The 16619-nt window shown below is 68.9% G+C and carries 13 protein-coding genes; all 13 read left to right on the top strand.

Annotation, left to right across the window (positions count from 1 at the left end; genetic code table 11):
* Positions 1-311 precede the first annotated feature (311 nt).
* The 13 genes from dgoD (at position 312) to ACG0Z3_RS14190 (ending at position 16618) form a co-directional block, all read left to right on the top strand.
* Complete coding sequence (gene dgoD, locus ACG0Z3_RS14250; protein ID WP_394398493.1) at positions 312-1460, top strand: galactonate dehydratase; 1149 nt, start codon at positions 312-314, stop codon at positions 1458-1460.
* Complete coding sequence (locus ACG0Z3_RS14245) at positions 1454-2365, top strand: 2-dehydro-3-deoxygalactonokinase (protein ID WP_394398491.1); 912 nt, start codon at positions 1454-1456, stop codon at positions 2363-2365. The genes dgoD and ACG0Z3_RS14245 overlap by 7 nt, the downstream gene beginning before the upstream one ends.
* A 1-nt stretch (position 2366) precedes the next feature.
* Positions 2367-2984, top strand: coding sequence for a 2-dehydro-3-deoxy-6-phosphogalactonate aldolase (locus tag ACG0Z3_RS14240; RefSeq protein ID WP_394398489.1), 618 nt, complete (start codon positions 2367-2369; stop codon positions 2982-2984).
* Positions 2985-3008: 24 nt separating this feature from the next.
* Positions 3009-5405: a beta-galactosidase gene (locus ACG0Z3_RS14235; protein ID WP_394398487.1), complete on the top strand. Its 2397-nt coding sequence runs from the start codon at positions 3009-3011 to the stop codon at positions 5403-5405.
* A gap of 138 nt (positions 5406-5543) precedes the next feature.
* Complete coding sequence (locus ACG0Z3_RS14230) at positions 5544-8180, top strand: TonB-dependent receptor (protein ID WP_394398485.1); 2637 nt, start codon at positions 5544-5546, stop codon at positions 8178-8180.
* 2 nt (positions 8181-8182) lie between these two features.
* Complete coding sequence (locus tag ACG0Z3_RS14225; protein WP_394398483.1) at positions 8183-9079, top strand: SMP-30/gluconolactonase/LRE family protein; 897 nt, start codon at positions 8183-8185, stop codon at positions 9077-9079.
* Positions 9080-9097: 18 nt separating this feature from the next.
* A complete protein-coding gene (locus ACG0Z3_RS14220; protein WP_394398760.1) occupies positions 9098-10069 on the top strand; it encodes an arabinose ABC transporter substrate-binding protein in 972 nt (323 codons plus the stop codon).
* Positions 10066-11574: an L-arabinose ABC transporter ATP-binding protein AraG gene (gene araG, locus ACG0Z3_RS14215; RefSeq protein WP_394398481.1), complete on the top strand. Its 1509-nt coding sequence runs from the start codon at positions 10066-10068 to the stop codon at positions 11572-11574. The genes ACG0Z3_RS14220 and araG overlap by 4 nt, the downstream gene beginning before the upstream one ends.
* A 47-nt stretch (positions 11575-11621) precedes the next feature.
* On the top strand, positions 11622-12569 hold the full coding sequence (gene araH, locus ACG0Z3_RS14210) for an L-arabinose ABC transporter permease AraH (RefSeq protein ID WP_394398758.1): 948 nt from the start codon (positions 11622-11624) through the stop codon (positions 12567-12569).
* Positions 12553-13728 carry a glycoside hydrolase family 53 protein gene (locus ACG0Z3_RS14205; protein WP_394398479.1) on the top strand — a complete coding sequence of 392 codons (1176 nt, stop codon included), beginning with the start codon at positions 12553-12555 and terminating at the stop codon, positions 13726-13728. Before araH ends, ACG0Z3_RS14205 begins: the two co-directional genes overlap by 17 nt.
* Positions 13725-14495, top strand: a complete 771-nt coding sequence (locus ACG0Z3_RS14200; RefSeq protein ID WP_394398477.1) for an SDR family oxidoreductase — start codon at positions 13725-13727, stop codon at positions 14493-14495. The genes ACG0Z3_RS14205 and ACG0Z3_RS14200 overlap by 4 nt, the downstream gene beginning before the upstream one ends.
* Before the next feature lie 18 nt (positions 14496-14513).
* Positions 14514-15458, top strand: coding sequence for a LysR substrate-binding domain-containing protein (locus ACG0Z3_RS14195; RefSeq protein ID WP_394398475.1), 945 nt, complete (start codon positions 14514-14516; stop codon positions 15456-15458).
* Between the two features lie 122 nt (positions 15459-15580).
* A complete protein-coding gene (locus tag ACG0Z3_RS14190) occupies positions 15581-16618 on the top strand; it encodes a branched-chain amino acid ABC transporter permease (RefSeq protein ID WP_394398471.1) in 1038 nt (345 codons plus the stop codon).
* Position 16619 lies beyond the last annotated feature (1 nt).

Below are 16619 nucleotides of genomic sequence, written 5' to 3'. Positions count from 1 at the left end.
CGTTGGCGGCCGCGCGGCGGCTCATGAAGTCACCGAACTGGGCAACCAGAGCCACGGCGGAGAAGGCCAGCGTGATGAAGAGCAGTTCCATTTCTTTTCCCTTTGCATGTCGTTGATGTGCGATCAGTGTAAGGGTTTTCACCATGATTGCAAGGGTTAACCCCAGGGTTTGTGCTTGCAATACGCGTGTCACACGCCGTCAGGGCGATGGCGACATGCCAACTGCATATAGATCCAGCGAATAAAACAATATTTGCCAACTAGCTGCCCCTCCTAAGCTCACGCCCGTTCTGAAAACAAGCCTTGAGCCCATGCGAATCACGAAGCTGACGACCTATCGCGTCCCGCCGCGGTGGATGTTCCTGAAGATCGAGACCGACGAAGGCGTCGTCGGCTGGGGCGAGCCGGTCCTGGAGGGGCGCGCCCGTACCGTCGAGGCCGCCGTGCACGAGCTGTCGGAGTACCTGGTGGGCCAGGACCCGTCCCGCATCAACGACCTGTGGCAGGTCATGTACCGCGCCGGCTTCTACCGCGGCGGCCCCATCCTGATGAGCGCCATCGCCGGCATCGACCAGGCGCTGTGGGACATCAAGGGCAAGGTCATGGGCCAGCCGGTCTACGAGCTGCTGGGTGGCCTCGTGCGCGACAAGATGAAGGTGTACTCCTGGGTTGGCGGTGACCGCCCGGGGGACATCATCCGTGACATCAAGCGCCTGCGCGAAGGTGGCTTCGACACGTTCAAGATGAACGGCACCGAGGAACTCGGCATCGTGGACAGCGCCCGCAAGGTGGATGAGGCCGTGGCCCGCATCGCCGAGATACGCGAGGCCTTCGGCCATGACATCGAGTTCGGCATCGACTTCCATGGCCGCGTGGCCGCGCCCATGGCCAAGCCGCTGCTGAAGGCGCTGGAGCCCTACCGCCCGCTGTTCGTCGAGGAGCCGGTGCTGGCCGAGCAAGCCGAGTACTACCCGCGCCTGGCCGAGCAGACCGCCATTCCGCTGGCGGCCGGCGAACGCATGTTCTCGCGCTTCGACTTCAAGCGCGTGTTCCAGGCCGGCGGCATCGCCATCGTGCAGCCCGACCTGTCGCACGCCGGCGGCATCACCGAGTGCTTCAAGATCGCATCCATGGCCGAAGCGCACGACGTGGCCTTCGCGCCGCATTGCCCGCTGGGCCCGGTGGCGCTGGCGTCCTGCCTGGCGGTGGACTTCGTGTCTCACAACGCCGTGCTGCAGGAACAGAGCATGGGCATCCACTACAACAAGGGCGCCGAGCTGCTGGACTTCGTGAAGAACAAGGACGACTTCCGCATCGAGGACGGCTTCATCAACCCGCTGCGCAAGCCGGGCCTGGGCGTCGAGATCGACGAGGAGCGCGTCATCGAGGCTGCCAAGAACCCGCCCGACTGGCGCAACCCGGTCTGGCGCCACGCCGACGGCTCGGTCGCCGAATGGTGATGGCTGCCGCCCGGCTCATCGCGCTCGACTGGGGCAGCACGCGGCTACGCGCCTTTCTGTTGGGCGACAGCGGTGAGGTGCTGGCGACGCGCCAGTCCAACGACGGCGCGGCCACGCTGAGCGGTGCCGACGCCTACGCCGCGGCGCTGGCTGCGCTGGTGGGCGACTGGCGCGCGGATCATCCTGGCATCCCGCTGCTGGCCTGCGGCATGGTCGGCAGCCAATACGGCTGGCGCGAGGCGCCCTATGTGCGTTGCCCGGCCGACGCGGCAGGGCTGGCGGCGCAACTGCTGACGCTGGATGGCCAGCTCAGCATCGTGCCCGGCCTCGTCGACGAGGCGGCTCAGCCCGACGTCATGCGCGGCGAGGAGACGCAGATCGTCGGCGCGCTGGCGCTGCATCCGGAGCTGGCGGAAGACGCCTGCCTGGTGCTACCCGGCACGCATTCCAAGTGGGCGCGCGTGAAGGCTGGCCGTGTGATGGGTTTTGCGACCCACATGACCGGCGAGCTGTTCGCGCTGCTGCGCCAGCACTCGGTGCTGAACCGCCTGATGCCGGCCGACGGCAGCTCGCCGGCATCGCCCGAGGCCTTCCTGAAGGGCGTGGACGCCGCACAGCAGCCGGGCGGTCTCGGCCACCAGCTGTTCGCCGTGCGCACGCTGGGCCTGTTCAAGCAGCTGTCTGCCGAGCAACTGCCCGACTACCTCTCCGGCCTGCTGATCGGCCACGAACTGGCCAGCGAGCTGCAGGGCGCGCAGACGCGCGTCGCGCTGATCGGCGACCCCGCGCTGTGTGCGCGCTATGCGCGGGCGCTCACGCATCTGGGCCAGCCCGATCCGCTGCTGCTGGACAACACCGCGCCGGCCGGCCTGTGGGCGCTGGCGCAAACGACGAATCTGAACTGACATGCTGGATCAAGCCCTGCAACACCTGCCCCTCGTCGCCATCCTGCGCGGCGTCAAGCCCGACGAGGTGGAGGCCGTCGCCGACGCCGTCTATGCCGAGGGCTTTCGCGTCATCGAGGTGCCGCTGAACTCGCCCGACGCGCTGGATTCCATCGCGCGCCTGGCGCGCCGCATGCCGGCGGACGCCATCGTCGGCGCCGGCACCGTGCTGAGCGTGCAGGCCGTGGCCGATGTGCAGGCCGCGGGCGGCCGCGTCATCGTCATGCCGCATGCGGACGTGGAGGTCATCCGAGCCGCCAAGGCGCGTGGCCTGTTCTGCGTGCCCGGTGCGGCGACGCCGACCGAGGCCTTTGCCGCCGTCAATGCTGGGGCCGATGCGGTCAAGCTGTTCCCGGCCGAACTCATCACGCCCACCATCGTGAAGGCCATGCGCGCCGTGCTGCCCAAGGCCTTGAAGCTGCTGCCTGTGGGCGGCATCACGCCGGACAACATGGGCCCCTACGTGAAGGCCGGCGCTGCCGGCTTCGGGCTGGGCTCGGCGCTATACAGCCCGGGCCTCACGGCGGCCGAAGTTGGCCAGCGCGCACGTGCCTTCGTGGCCGGCTGGCGCGCGCTCTAAGAACAGAACACCCCCGGAGACACCATGAACTGCATCCGCCCGCTGACCGCGGCGCTGCTGGTGGGGGCGCTCGCCCCTACGGCCGGCGCCGACACCCTGCTCAAGCTCGATGCCCGCGCCGCCGTGCCAGCACCGACGACCGGCCACCTGAAGCTGGGCACGGCCGTCTCGCCCAAGGGCGGGACGCTGGCCGCCAACAGCCAGTACCTGCTGAAGGACGGTAAGCCCTGGCTGCCGGTCATGGGCGAGTACCACTTCACCCGCGCGCCGGCTTCGCAATGGGATGCGCAGCTGCGCCTGATGAAGGCGGCCGGCCTGGATATCGTGGCGACCTATGTGTTCTGGAACCACCACGAGGAGCAGCCGGGTGCCTTCAACTGGCGCGGCAACCATGACCTGCGCCGCTTCGTGCAGCTGGCGCAGGCCGCCGGCCTGAAGGTCGTCGTGCGCCTGGGGCCGTGGTGCCATGGCGAGGCGCGCTATGGCGGCATTCCCGACTGGGTGGTGGATGCCATGCCCACGCGCGGCAACGACCCTGAGTACCTGGCGCTGGTGGAGAGGCTGTATGGCCAGATCGGCCAGCAGATCCAGGGTCTGCTGTGGAAGGATGGCGGCCCGGTCGTTGGCGTGCAGCTGGAGAACGAATACAACCTGCGCGGCCCGGGCGAGGGCGAGGCCCACATCAGTGAGTTGAAGCGCCTGGCCCTCAAGGCCGGCATGGATGTGCCCTTCTACACCGTGACCGGTTGGGACGGCGCCGTCTACCCGTCTGGCGAGGTGACGCCGGTGTTCGGCGGCTACCCGGACGAGCCGTGGTCGCGGCAGGTCAAGGAGCTGCCCCCCAAGGAGACGCACGCCTTCCGCTTCAACACCCGCGTGAGTGGCGATCTGGGCGCGCAGACCAAGGCCCACGGCGTCGGCACCGCCGAGTCGGACAAGGACAAGGTGCCATTCTTCGGCGCCGAGTACGGCCCCGGCCTGCCGGCCATGTACCGCCGCCGCACGCTGGTGTCGCCTGATGACATCGCGTCCATGCTGCCGGTGCAGATCGGGTCGGGTGTCAACCTGTTGGGCTATTACATGTTCCACGGCGGCCGCAACCCGGTGGGCGTCGGCGGCACGGGCCTGGAGGAAAGCACGCACAGCGGCGGCTACAACGACACGCCGCGCATCAACTACGACTTCCAGGCACCGCTGGGCCCGGACGGCCAGCAGCGCGAGGTGCTGACGCGGCTGCGCCCCTATCACTACTTCCTGCGCGACCATGGCGCCCAGCTCGCGACGATGACGGTGCGCCAGCCCGAGCGCTCGCCGGCCAACCCGGCCGACCTGCAGACGCCGCGCTGGTCGGTGCGCAGCCATGGCGACAGCGGGTTCCTGTTCTTCAACAACCACGTGCGCCAGTACGCCATGCCCAGGCAGGTGGGCGTGCGCTTCGAGATCGCGCTGCCGGGTGGCGCCGTGACACTGCCGAGCAAGCCGGTGGACCTGCCGAATGGCGCCTACTTCGTGTGGCCCATCAACCTCGACCTGGACGGCGTGACGCTGCGCCATGCCACGGCACAGCCGGTGGCTCGCCTGGATGCCGGCGCGCAAGGGCTGGTGCACGTATTCGCGGCCACGGCCGGCGTGGACGCCGAATTCGCGTTGCCCGATGGCCTGAAACTGCTGGCGCCCGACGCCGGCCAGCTTCATCGCATCGGCACGCGCGACGGCCGTGCGGTCAGCGTCTTGCTGCTGCCGCCCGCGCAGTTGGCCCAGCTGCAGATCCTGGACATCGCCGGCCAGCGCCGCCTCGTCTTCAGCGAGCAGCAGGCCTGGGTTGCTGGCGGCAAGCTGCAGCTGCGCGGCCTGGCCACGCAGCCGGTGCGCGCGGCCGTGTTCCCGGCGTTGCCCAAGCCTGCTGCCGCCGGCCTGCAGGTGCGCCAGGACGGCCTGCTGCAGCGACTGGAGCTTGCCGCCACGCTGGCCGAGCCGGCGCTGCAGGTGCGCCAGACGCGCCAGGCCCGTTCAGCGCCGCCCATCCGCATCGGCGGCCATGCCAATGCGGCTGTCCAGCCCATCCCCGAGGCCTTCGCGGCGGCGGCCAGCTGGTCGCTGACGTTGCCCGACAAGCTGCCGGCCCAGGCCGAGGACGTGGTGCTGGCGCTGGACTTCGTCGGTGACATCGGCCGCGTGTTCTCGGGCACCACGATGCTGGACGACTGGTACTACAACGGCCAGCGCTGGGAGATGGGCCTGCGGCAGTTCGCGCTCAAGCCGGGCGCGGCGCTCAAGCTCACCGTGCTGCCGCTGCGGGCCGACGCGCCCATCTACATCGACGCCGCCCACCGCCCGGCCTTTGCGGCCGGCCAGAGCCAGGTGGCCGAGCTGCGCAGCGCGCGTCTGCTGCCCTTGCGCCGGGTCAGCATCGCGCCCTGAATCTATATGGATTCTTGATAGTTAAGGGCTGTAATTCGATTAGTGCGGAATGAGGCGGGCCCGTAACTTACGGCCCGCCGGCCGTTGAGGGTCCGGCAGGGCCGCAGAGCCCCACAACGATAAAGACCCGGAGATCCCATGTTCCTTCGCCCGCCCGCCCCGTCCCGCCATCGCCTGGCGCTCGCGGCCAGCCTGCTGTTCACCGCGCCCGCCTGGGCGCAGCAGGCCCCCGCCACCGAGTCGCTGGAGACCGTCGTCGTCACCGGCATCAAGGCAAGTCTCTCCAAGGCGCAAGACCTCAAGCGCAACGCCGACCAGATCGTCGACTCCATCGTCGCCGACGACATCGGCAAGCTGCCGGACGCCAACGTCGCCGAGGCGCTGCAGCGCATCGCCGGCGTGCAGATCTCGCGCAATCGCGGCGAAGGTGACCGCGTGCAGGTGCGCGGCCTCTCGCAGACGCAGACGCTGTTGAACGGCCGCGCCATCTTCACCGCCGGTAAGGAGCGCGGCCTGTCCTTCCAGGATGTGCCCGCCGAGTTGCTGGCGGGTGCCGATGTCTACAAGACGCCCACGGCCGACCAGGTCGAGGGCGGCATCGCCGGCCTCATCGACTTGCGCACCCGCAAGCCCTTCGACTTCACCGGCGCCAAACTCGCCGCCACCGTCAAGAGCACCCAGGCCGACCTGGCCGACAAGCGCAAGTTCGAAGGCTCCGTGCTGGCCAGCAACCGCTGGGACCTGGGCGGCGGCCAGCAGGTCGGCGCACTGGTCAGCGTGGCCAAGCAGCAGCGCGCCTACCGCGCTGACACGCAGGAGCTGGGTGCACCGGCCCAAATCGCCGACGGCTCCGGCCCGTTCGCGCCCACCGGCGTGTGGAACGCCTATGAGCTGGGCACGCGCGACCGCACCGGCGTGACCGCTGCGCTGCAGTACCGCCCCAACCGCGACACCGAGTACGCGCTGGACGTGCACCACACGCGCCTGAAGACGAAGACCGACACCTACGGCTTCTTCGGCTCGCCCTTCTGGGCCAACTGGACCGCCGCCACCAACCTCGGTGCGCTGTGGCCCAACGGGGCCGTCACCAAGGACGCCAACGGCAACCTGGCCAGCGGCAAGTTCTGGGGCGCCAGCATGAGCACGTCGGCATTCGTCGCCGACAACGACACCAAGACCACGCAGGCCGCCGTCAGTGGCAAGTGGAAGGTGCAGGACTGGACCGTCAAGTCCGAACTGGGCCACACGAAGAGCGACTTCAGCCGCCTCTACCAGGAAGCCCGCCTGGGCGTGTGGACCAACAACCCCGGCTTCGGCTTCGACCTGACGACCGAACTGCCCTCGGCTTACCCGGTGCTGGCCGGCGCGGCTGACCTGACGACGCCGTCGCAGTACTGGGCCGACAAGGCGCTGTACTTCAAGCAGCAGAACACCGGCAAGGAAACCACGGCCCGCCTGGATGGCGAGCGCCGCTTCGACGGCGTGCTGTCGCGCGTTCGCACCGGCGTGCGCCTGTCTGACCGACAGGCGACGAGTGCCGAGATCAACACCATCGACAACCTGTGGAGCGCTGCCGCCACGGGCCCGGTTGCCGGGGCCGCGCCGGCGTTGGCCGCCAAGATCGGCGTCATCGGCGAGGGCGACCTGCTGAAGTACGCCGGCGCCGGCAACACGCCGCGCCAGTGGCTGTCCGTCACCGACCTGGCCTGGCTGCGCGAGCCCGCCACGGCCCGCGCCGCGATGGGCCTGACGGTGCCGGCTTTCGACGCCGCCCAGACCTTCGACTACCGCGAGAAGACCCAGGCGCTGTACGGCGTGGCCGACTTCGACAGCGAACTGGCCGGCCTGCCGCTGTCCGGCAACGTGGGCCTGCGCCATGTGCGCACCGAGGGCGAGCGCCGTTACACCACCGCGGCCGGCACGCCCACGACGCTGAAGACCCGCGACAACGAGTGGCTGCCCAGCCTGAACGCGCGGCTGGACCTGACGGACAAGCTGGTGGCCCGCTTCGGCGCGTCCAAAGTCGTCACGCAGCCCCACTTTGACCAGCTGACGCCGTCGCTGAGCCTGAACGCCAACGACCGCACCGGCTACCTCGGCAACCCGACGCTGGGCGCACTGCATGCCCGCCAGCTGGATCTGTCGCTCGAGTACTACCTGAACAAGAGCGACCACGTCTACGGCGCCGCCTTCCACAAGCGCGTGGACGGCTTCCTGCAGACCCGCACGCAGAGCCTGGCCTACCAGGGCACGACCTACACCGTCTCCACGCCCAGCAATGGCGAGGACGGCAGCATCAAGGGCGTGGAAATCGGCTACCAGGCCTTCTTCACCAGCCTGCCGGGCGCGCTGCGTGGCCTGGGCCTGCAGGCCAATGCCACCTACGTGGACAGTTCCGCGCCGGGCGCGATTGCAGGCCAGAAGACGCAGCTGGAAGGCCTGTCGCGCAGCAGCTTCAATGTGGTGGGCATGTACGACTACGAGCAGGTCGCGCTGCGCCTGGCCTACAACTACCGCAGCAAGTACCTGGCTGGTGTCAGCAACTACTACCCGAGCAATGGCACCGTCATCGCGCAGACGCCCGTGTTCCTGAAGGGCTACGGCATGCTGGACGCTTACGCCAGCTGGTCCATCACGTCGCAGCTCAAGCTCGCCGTCGAGGCCAACAACCTGACGCGCACGGTGCGCCAGAGCACCTACGGCGTGGGCAACCTGGCCCGCGGCACCTACGCAGACGATCGCCGCTACGCCGTGAGCCTGCACCTGGATCTCTGAGCATGACGCTGGACGGCGAACTCGAACTGGCGCTGCCCTTCGGCGCCACCCTCGGCGAAGGTCTGCTGTGGCAGGGCGGGCGCTGGTGGTGGACGGACATCGAGGGGGCCACGCTGCATGCGTGGCGGCCCGGCAGCGATGCGGCCGAGTCCTGCCGTCTGCCGGACCGGCTGGGCAGCTTTGCCCACACCGTGTCCGGCCGCGTGCTGCTGGGCCTGGCCAAGCGGCTGTGCATCGCCACGCTGGGCGACGATCTGTCGCTGACGCAGCTGCAGACGCTGGTGCCCGTGGACGCGGCCGAGCCGCGCACCCGCATCAACGACGGCCGCACCGACCGGCACGGCCACTTCGTGTTCGGCACGCTGAACGAGGCCAAGGAGAAGCGGCCAATCGCCAGCTTCTACCAGTACGCCACGCAGCACGGCCTGCGGCGGCTGGCGCTGCCGGCCGTGGCCATTGCCAACAGCATCTGCTTCAGCCTGGACGGCCGCACGATGTACTTCTGCGACTCACTGAGCCAGCGTATCCAGCAGTGCGACTATGACGCCGAGACCGCCCAGGTCGACAACGTACGCCTGTTCACGCAGATGGACCGCCCCGATGCCTGGCCCGACGGCTCGGTCATCGACGCTGAGGGCTGCCTGTGGAACGCGCAGTGGGGGGCCGGCCGTGTGGCACGCTACGACCCCGCGGGCCGTCTGATGGGCGCCTTTGACGCCCCGGCCGCCCACACCAGCTGCCCCGCCCTCGGTGGCGAGGCGCTGGATCACCTGATGATCACCACTGCCCGCGCCGAGCTGGGCCGCGAGGCCCTGGCCGCGCAGCCGCTGTCCGGCAGCCTGTTCGGGCGGCGCCTGTCCCGGGCGCTGGGCGTACCCGATACCTTGTTCCAAGACTGAGGAGACCTGACCATGAAGATGCAACGACGCGCTTTCACCCTGGCCGCACTGGCCACGCCCTTTGCGCTGCAAGCCGCCGAGCCGGTCAAGGTCGGCTTCCTCGTCAAGCAGGCCGAGGAACCCTGGTTCCAGGACGAATGGAAGTTTGCCGAACAGGCTGCCAAGGACAAGGGCTTCACGCTCGTGAAGATCGGCGTGCCCAACGGCGAGAAGACGCTGGCCGCCATCGACAACCTGGCCGCGCAGAAAGCTGTCGGCTTCGTCATCTGCGCGCCCGACGTGAAGCTGGGCCTGGCCATCAACCGCGCCGCCAAGCGCCACAAGCTCAAGGTCATCTCCGTGGACGACCAGCTCGTTGACGGCGCCGGCAAGCCCATCGCCGACATCCCGCACATGGGCATCTCGGGCTACGAGATCGGCAAGCAGGTCGGTGCTGGCCTGCTGGCCGAAATCAAGGCCCGGGGCTGGAAGCTCGACGAAGTCGGTGTGTTGCGCGTCGCCTACGACCAGCTGCCCACCGGCCGCGAGCGCACCATGGGCGCCGCCGATGCGCTGAAGGCCGCCGGCGTGCCGGCCGCCAACATCGTCGATGCGCCGCAGGCCAAGACCGACACCGAGAGCGCCTTCAACGCGGCCAACATCGCGTTCACGAAGAACGCAAAGTTCAAGAAGTGGGTCGCCTTCGGCCTGAACGACGAAGCCGCGCTGGGTGCCGTGCGCGCCGGCGAGGGCCGTGGCATCAAGGCCGACGCGATGCTGGCCATCGGCATCGGCGGCAGCCAGACCGCGCTGAACGAGTTCACCAAGCCCACCGCCACCGGCTTCTTCGGCACCGTGCTGATCAGCCCCAAGCGCCACGGCTACGAGACCGCGACGATGGTGTTCGAGTGGGCCACGCAGGGCAAGCAGCCGCCCGCGGTCACGCTGACCAGCGGCGTGCTGATGACCCGTCAAAACCAAGCGGACATCCGCAAGCAAATGGGTTTGTGATGGCGGCTCTGCAGTTCGACAACATCAGCAAGGTCTTTCCCGGCGTCAAGGCGCTGAATGGAGTGAGCTTCCAAGCGCACCCGGGCCAGGTCATGGGCCTGCTGGGCGAGAACGGCGCGGGCAAGAGCACGCTGCTGAAGATCCTGGGCGGCCAGTACAAGCCCGACGGCGGGCGCCTGGTCGTGGACGGCCAGGAGCGCCACTTCACGTCGGCTGGCGACGCCATCGCCGCCGGCGTGGCCATCATTCACCAGGAGCTGCAGTACGTGGCCGAGCTGACCGTGGCCGAGAACGTGCTGCTGGGCCGCCTGCCCACGCGCTTTGGCCTCGTCGACCACAAGGCCGCGCGCCAGATGGTGGCCGCGCAGTTGGCCAACATCGGCGTGGACCTCGACCCGGCCTCGCGCCTGTCGGACCTGTCGATCGCGCAGCGCCAGATGGTGGAAATCTGCAAGGCCGTCATGCAGGACGCCAAGGTCATTGCCTTCGACGAGCCCACCAGCAGCCTGTCGCATCGCGAGACCGAGATCCTGTTCCGCCTCGTCAAGCGCCTGCGTTCTGAGGGCCGCACGCTGATCTACATCTCGCACCGCCTGGAAGAGCTCTACGAACTGTGCGATGCCTGCACCATCTTCCGCGACGGCCGCAAGATCGTGACGCATGACGTGATGGCCGACGTGCCGCGCGACCGCCTCATCAGCGACATGGTCGGCCGCGAGGTGAAGGACATCTACGACTACCGCAGCCGCCAGCAGGGGCCGGTGCGCCTGGAGGCGCGTGGCCTGCGCAGCGACCGCCTGCCCGAGCCGCTGAGCTTCGCGATGCGCGGCGGCGAGGTGCTGGGCTTCTTCGGCCTGGTGGGCGCGGGCCGCAGCGAGCTGATGCGCCTGCTGTACGGCGCCGACCCGCGCCGCGGCGGCGAGGTGCTGCTGGACGGCCAGCCCGTGCGCGCCAGCGCGCCGGCCGATGCGATTGCCGCCGGCATCGTGCTGTGCCCCGAGGACCGCAAGGAGCAGGGCATCCTGGCCCACTCGTCCGTGGCCGAGAACATCAACATCAGCTGCCGCCGCCACGGCCTGGCCGGCGGCGTGTTCCTGCGGCATGCGCAGGAGGCGCAGCGGGCCGACGACTTCATCAAGAAGCTGCGCATCAAGACACCCAACCGTGAGCAGGAGATCCGCCTGCTGTCGGGCGGCAACCAGCAGAAGGTCATCCTGGCGCGCTGGCTGGCCGAGCCGGGCCTGAAGGTGCTCATCCTCGACGAGCCGACCCGCGGCATCGACGTGGGTGCCAAGAATGAAATCTACAAGATCATCCACGACGTCGCGGCCTCGGGCTGCTGTGTCATCGTCATCTCCAGCGAGCTGCCCGAAGTGCTGGGCATCTCCGACCGCCTCATCGTGATGCGCGACGGCCGCATCAGCGGCGAACTGGACCGCGCCTCGGCCAGCGAAACCGCTGCGCTGGCGCTCGCACTGCCTGACGGCGCCACAGCGGCGCACTGACCATGAACACGACCACCTCCACGACCGCCGCGTCGCCCAGCCCCGCCATGACCCACACCTCCCGCGCCTTGCTCAAGGAGCACAGCATGACGCTGGGCTACTTGGTGCTCTTCGTCGTGCTGTCCTTCAGCGTCGAAAACTTCTTCTCGTCGGCCAACATCGTCGGCCTGCTGCTGTCGGTGGCGCAGATCGGCATGGTGGCCTGCACCATGATGCTGTGCCTGGCCTCGCGTGACTTCGACCTCAGCGTCGGCTCCACGATTGCCTTCGCCGGCGTGCTGGGGGCCATGGTGCTGGAGAGCACTGGCAGCGTGCCCATCGCCATCGGCGCCGGCCTGCTGGCCGGTGCGCTGATCGGCGCGGGCAATGGCGTGTTGATCTCCTACCTGCGCGTCAATGCGCTGATCGCCACGCTGGCGACCATGCTGATGGTGCGCGGCCTCGCGTTCATCGCGTCCAAGGGCCAGGCCGTGGGCATTGCCGACGAGAGCTTCTTCGCCTTCGGCGACACCGTGGTGCTGGGCCTGCCGCTGCCGATTTGGATGACGGTCGTGTGCTTCATCGTCTTCGGCGTGCTGCTCAACCACACGGTGTTCGGCCGCAACACGCTGGCGATCGGCGGCAACCCCGAGGCCGCGCGGCTGGCGGGTGTGCGCGTGGAGCGGCTGCGCGTGTGGATCTTCCTTCTTCAGGGCGTCGTCGCGGCGCTGGCGGGCCTGATCCTGTCGGCCCGCATCACCAGCGGCCAGCCCAATGCGGCCACCGGCTTCGAGCTGGACGTCATCTCCGCCTGCGTGCTGGGCGGCGTGTCGCTGGCCGGTGGCAAGGCGCGCATCTTCGGCGTCGTCATCGGCGTGCTCATCATGGGCACGGTCGAGAACGTCATGAATCTGCTGAACGTCGATGCGTTCTACCAGTACCTGGTGCGCGGCCTGATCCTGCTGGCTGCCGTGCTTCTCGACCAACTGAAGACTCGCGGTGAACGTCGCAATTGATCGCCGCACGCTGCTGGCCGCCGCGCTGGCTAGCGCGCTGCCGGCAGCCCATGCGGCCAAGGCGCCGCTGCTCGCCGGTGGCGACATCTCCGCACTGACGTGGATGGAGCGCGCCGGCGCGGTCTACCGTGACCGCGACGGCCAGCCCGGCGACTGCCTCGCCATCCTGAAGCGCTACGGCCACAACATCGCGCGCATCCGGTTGTACGACCGCACCGGCTCCGGGACTGGCGCCGACGGCTGGTACTGGCCCGAGGGCTCGATGGACCTGCCCGACGTGCTGGCACTGTCGCGCCGCGCGAAGGCGCAGGGCCTGCAGATCCAGTTCAGCTTCCACTACAGCGACTTCTGGACCAACTCCAAGACGCAGGATCCGCCGCACGCGTGGCGCCGCGAGCTGGCCCGGCTGCCCGACGACACGGCGCGCTTCGAGCGCCTGCTGGCGCTCGTCGAGCAGCGCACGCGTGAAGTGATGAAGGCGCTGGTGGACCAGGGTACGGCGCCCGAGTTCGTGTCGCTGGGCAACGAGATCGAGATGGGCATGCTCTACCCCTGGGGCCGCACCAGCGACTGGCCGCGCCTGGGCGCGCTGCTGAAGGCGGGCTACGCGGCGGTCAAGGCCGTCAGCCCTGCGTCCAGGGTCGTGCTGCACCTGGACGGTGGTGGCGACGTGCCCAAGTACCGTGACTGGTTCGACAACGCGCGGGCGCAAGGCGTGCCGTGGGATGTCATTGGGCCGTCCTATTACCCGTTCTGGACACAGAAGAACGTCGCCCAGCTGATGAGCTTCTGCGACACCATCTCGGCCCGCTATGACAGCGACCTGCTCATCATGGAGGCCGGCTTCAACTTCTCGCCCACGCGGCACGACGGCTGGCCCGGCCAGTTGGAGAACAACGGGCCTTACCCCGCCAGCATGAGCAGCCCCGAGGGCCAGCGCGACTTCATGGCCGAGCTGCTGGCCGCCTGCAAGTCGCATCCGCGCGTGCTGGGCCTGTTGTACTGGGACCCGATCATGATCGCCAACCGCAAGGTCGGCTGGGCGCTGAAGGAAGGCTCCGGCGAGCCCGGCCCCAACGTGGTGTCCAACACCACGCTGTTCGATTTCAAGGGCCGGGCGCTGCCTGTGCTGGACATCTGGAAGCAGTACACGCAATGAGTTCCCGTTTGCAAGGCAAGGTGGCGCTGGTGACCGGTGCCACGCAGGGCATCGGCAAGGCCATCGCGCGGCTGTTCGTCGCCGAGGGCGCGCGCGTCATCCTCAACGGCCTGGCCGCCGATGAGCCGCTGGGCACCGCGCTCGTGCGCGAGCTGAGCGAGGACCACGCGCTGTTCATCGCCGCCGACATCGCCGACGAGGCGGCGGTTCAAGCCATGGCCGCACGCGGCGCGGCGCGTTTCGGCACTATCGACGTTCTCGTCAACAACGCCGGCATGAACGTGTTCGCCGAGCCGCTGGCGATGACGACGGCGCAGTGGCAGCGCTGCTTCGCGGTGGACCTGGAAGGCGCCATGCATTGCAGCCGCGCAGTGCTGCCCGGCATGCTGGCGGCAGGCGGCGGCAGCATCATCAACGTCGCGTCCGTGCACGGCCACCGCATCATCCCGGACGCCTTTCCGTACCCGGTCGCCAAGCATGCGCTGATCGGTATGACCAAGGCGCTGGGCATTCAGTACGCGGCGCGCAACGTGCGCGTGAACTCCATCTCGCCCGGGCTGATCCTGTCGGAGCGCGTCGTCGAGTGGCTGGACAGCGTCACGCCCGAGGAGCGCCAGCGTCAGATCGACCTGCTGCCACCGAAGCGCATCGGCGAGCCCATCGAGGTGGCCTACACGGCGCTGTTCCTGGCCAGCGATGAGGCGCGTTTCATCAACGCCACCGACATCCTTATCGATGGCGGCCGCTCGCAGCTGTATCACGAGTAGGCGGGGCATCATTCAGGCATGTCCGATCCGCGCTCCGACCGCTTCGTCCGCTCTCATCTCAAGACCCGCCAGCTCGTGCTGCTGGTGGAGCTGGGGCGGCACGGCTCCATCCTGCACGCGGCGCAGGCCGCCAACCTGACGCAGCCGGCGGCCTCCAAGCTGCTGGCCGACCTGGAGCACGCACTGGGCGTGAAGCTGTTTGAGCGCCTGCCGCGTGGCGTGGCGCCGACCTGGTACGGCGAGGTCATGATCCGCCGCGCGGGCGCGGCGCTGGCCGAGCTGGACGCCGGACACCAGGAGGTCATGGAGCTGCTGTCGGGCCTGTCCGGCCGCGTGGCCGTGGGCTCGGTGCTGACGCCGTCCACCACGCTGCTGCCTGCGGCGGTGGTCGCGCTGAAGGCACGCCAGCCCCGCGTGCATGTGGCCATCACGGTGGACACCAGCAAGCTGATGACCCAGCAGCTGCAGAACGGCGAGCTGGACATGGTGGTGGGCCGCGTGCTGGACAGCGAGTCCGCGGCGCAGCTGAGCTTCGAGCCGCTGATCGACGAGCCGCATTCACTGATCGTGCGCGCCGGCCACCCGCTGGCCGGCCGCGACGATCTCAGCCTGCAGCAGCTGGCCCGCCAAAGCTGGATCCTGCCGCCGTCGGGCAGCATCCTGCGCGATCGCCTCACGTCGCTGTTCCTGACCGCTGGCCTGGACCAGCCGCAGCAGGCCGTGGAGACGCTGTCGCTGCCCGTCATCACCAGCCTGCTGGCGCAGTCCGACATGGTGGTCGCGCTGCCCGAGGAGCTGGTGAAGCCCTACCTCGACGTGGGCCTGCTGACCGTGCTGCGCATCGAGCTGGGCCTGCGCATGGATGCCTACGGCATCATCACGCGCCGCGGCCACCAGCTGTCCCCGGGGGCGGAGCTGATGCTGACCTGCCTGCGCGACGAGGCGCAGCGGCGACTGGCCTGAGTCTGCCGCGAAGCCAGCCTTCGTGCGCAACGGCGCTGGGGCATGGCGATGTCGGGTGATACCCCGACCGCTCGGTCGAATATCCGCCGATACCATGGCCGCTCACTCGCAGTTGAGCCGCCATGGATCTCACGATTGCCGCCATCCTCGGCCTGGACGGCCTGACCAACGGGGCCATCTACGCGCTCGTCGCGCTGGCGTTGGTGCTGGTGTTCTCGGTCACCCGCATCGTCTTCATCCCGCAAGGGGAGTTCGTCGCCTTCGGCGCGCTGACGCTGGCCGCGCTGCAGACGGGCAAGGTGCCCGGCACCGTGTGGTTGCTGGTGATGCTGGCGGTGGCGGTGGCGGTGCTGGACGGCGTGCAGGCGTGGCGCGAGCGCTGGCCGGCCGGGCGGCTGGTGCGGCGGCTGCTGGGGGCAGTGCTCGTGCCGCTGCTGATCGCGGCCGGCACGCATGCGCTGGCCGCCGCGCAGGCGCCGCTGCTGGTGCAGGTGTTGGCGACGCTGGCGTTGGTCACGGCCATGGGGCCGCTGCTGTACCGCGTGGCCTACCGCGCGCTGTCGGCGGCCAGCGTGCTGACGCTGCTCATCGTCTCGGTCGGCGTGCACTTCGCGCTCACCGGCCTGGGCCTGGTGTTCTTCGGTGCCGAGGGCTGGCGCACGCCGGCCTTCTGGGAGGCCCGCTTCGACGTCGGCCCGCTGAGCCTGACAGGTCAGACGCTGATCATCTTCGGCGCGTCCGTCGCGCTGATCGGCGCGCTGTTCCTGTTCTTCGAGCGCACGCTGACGGGCAAGGCCCTGCGGGCCACGTCGGTCAACCGCACCGGCGCACAGCTGATGGGCATCTCGGGTGACGCGGCTGGGGCGCTGAGCTTCACGATGGCGGCCTTCATCGGGGCGCTGTCGGGGCTGCTGATCTCGCCGTCCACCACCATCTATTACGACACCGGCTTCCTGATCGGCCTGAAGGGCTTCGTGGCGGCGGTGTTCGGCGGCCTGGCCAGCTTCCCGATGGCGCTGGCCGGCGCCATCGGTGTGGGCCTGGTCGAGAGCTTTGGCTCCTTCTGGGCCAGCGCGTTCAAGGAGGTCATCGTGTTCACGGTGATCCTGCCCATCCTGCTGTGGCGGTCCTTCGTCGACCCGCATCACGAAGAACATTGAT

It is taken from the genome of Pelomonas margarita, from assembly GCF_043555875.1.
GTDB classification, from domain to species: domain Bacteria; phylum Pseudomonadota; class Gammaproteobacteria; order Burkholderiales; family Burkholderiaceae_C; genus Pelomonas; species Pelomonas margarita.
This window is presented reverse-complemented; position numbering and strand designations above follow the sequence as displayed.

What these genes read in the sequence shown, in the direction of transcription:
- dgoD (WP_394398493.1), top strand. Translation starts at nt 312, where the DNA reads ATGCGAATCACGAAGCTGACGACCTATCGCGTCCCGCCGCGGTGGATG.
- ACG0Z3_RS14245 (WP_394398491.1), top strand. Translation starts at nt 1,454, where the DNA reads ATGGTGATGGCTGCCGCCCGGCTCATCGCGCTCGACTGGGGCAGCACG.
- ACG0Z3_RS14240 (WP_394398489.1), top strand. Translation starts at nt 2,367, where the DNA reads ATGCTGGATCAAGCCCTGCAACACCTGCCCCTCGTCGCCATCCTGCGC.
- ACG0Z3_RS14235 (WP_394398487.1), top strand. Translation starts at nt 3,009, where the DNA reads ATGAACTGCATCCGCCCGCTGACCGCGGCGCTGCTGGTGGGGGCGCTC.
- ACG0Z3_RS14230 (WP_394398485.1), top strand. Translation starts at nt 5,544, where the DNA reads ATGTTCCTTCGCCCGCCCGCCCCGTCCCGCCATCGCCTGGCGCTCGCG.
- ACG0Z3_RS14225 (WP_394398483.1), top strand. Translation starts at nt 8,183, where the DNA reads ATGACGCTGGACGGCGAACTCGAACTGGCGCTGCCCTTCGGCGCCACC.
- ACG0Z3_RS14220 (WP_394398760.1), top strand. Translation starts at nt 9,098, where the DNA reads ATGCAACGACGCGCTTTCACCCTGGCCGCACTGGCCACGCCCTTTGCG.
- araH (WP_394398758.1), top strand. Translation starts at nt 11,622, where the DNA reads ATGACCCACACCTCCCGCGCCTTGCTCAAGGAGCACAGCATGACGCTG.
- ACG0Z3_RS14200 (WP_394398477.1), top strand. Translation starts at nt 13,725, where the DNA reads ATGAGTTCCCGTTTGCAAGGCAAGGTGGCGCTGGTGACCGGTGCCACG.
- ACG0Z3_RS14195 (WP_394398475.1), top strand. Translation starts at nt 14,514, where the DNA reads ATGTCCGATCCGCGCTCCGACCGCTTCGTCCGCTCTCATCTCAAGACC.
- ACG0Z3_RS14190 (WP_394398471.1), top strand. Translation starts at nt 15,581, where the DNA reads ATGGATCTCACGATTGCCGCCATCCTCGGCCTGGACGGCCTGACCAAC.